1 protein-coding gene and 1 pseudogene are annotated in these 1,137 nt (G+C 72.1%); both read right to left on the reverse strand.

Annotated elements, in window-relative coordinates:
* The coding region (locus ACFTZB_RS45770) for a J domain-containing protein (RefSeq protein WP_378442645.1) at positions 1-377 on the reverse strand (377 nt) is incomplete at its 3' end.
* Positions 378-899: 522 nt separating this feature from the next.
* Positions 900-1,137: pseudogene (locus tag ACFTZB_RS45775) on the reverse strand (hypothetical protein); the annotation flags it as partial.

The raw sequence follows: 1,137 nt of genomic DNA on the forward strand, positions 1-1,137 counted from the left end.
CAGTGGTGCCAGTGCACCGGGCCGATCCGCACGGTGACGCCGAACATGCGGCGGGCCGCGGGACGCGGCACGATCCGCACGCGAATCCGGGGTGGGTCGGGTGCCGGTGAGGGCGGGGCCCGCCGCTGCCGGTCGGGGTCGGCGCCCCGGAGGAGGTCGGTGTGGTCGTGGGTGGCGAGGCGGACCGGGTCGCGCAGCAGGGTGTAGGCGGCGAGGATCTGTTGCAGGTGTTCTTCGGCACCGGGGTCGTGGGGTCCCGGTCCGCGGGTGTCGGGGTGGTGTCGGCGGAGCAGACGCCGGTAGGCGCGGGTGATCTCATGCTGGGTGGCCGCGGGGGTCAGTCCCAGCACCCGGTACGGATCTCGGTCGACGCTCATCGTCACCCTTCCTCGTCCCGCTTCGCCCCCCGCATCTGTGTGGTCGCCGCGCTCCGACGCGTGGGGACCGGGCCCGCAGTGTTCGACACCACCTTGCCGTTTCGCGCGAGACCGCGTGCGTGCGGCGGCCCCCGCCGCCCGTTCGGGTACGCGTCCGGGTCACCGGGTGCGGTGGTTCGTCGCGGGAGTGGTTTTCGTGTGCGTGGCGGGTTCCGGATCCGGGGCGGCCGCCGCCGAATTCGAAAAGGGTTCCATCGTCAATGGCGGTGCGCCCGAACACCATCGCTGGGGTGTGGTGGCGCCGGTGTGTCCCGTCGGTGGGTCGGCGGCCCCGGATCGGTGCCGTGTACCAGGGGTTCGCCGTGCCGTGTCCGTACAGTGGACAGGTGACGGAGGCGCGGCGGCGGTCGAACCCCTTTCGTGCATCTCGTTGCGGGTACTCACACGTGCATTTCGTTGTGGTGCTTTCTCACCCCCCTTTTCTTCGCGATCGTTTCCGGTGTTGTTCTCGATCCGGGCGTCTCACCGCGGGTGTTCGAGTTCGCATCCCAGCCACCGCCCCGGTGGGCTCGCACCGCCCGGTGGTGAGCGCTGGGTGGCCCGGATCTGCGGGGCCGGGGGAGCGGTCACCGGCCACCCCGACCACCGGGGACGCGGCCGATGCCACGGACCGGACCGTGCGGTGGCCATCGTCGCGAGCAGGACCGCGGCCTGCGGGGTGAGCGCGTCGGCGAGGATGCGATCCGAATCGGCGACGAGC

It is taken from the genome of Rhodococcus sp. NPDC057014, from assembly GCF_042673295.1.
Classification (GTDB): Bacteria; Actinomycetota; Actinomycetes; order Mycobacteriales; family Mycobacteriaceae; genus Rhodococcus_F.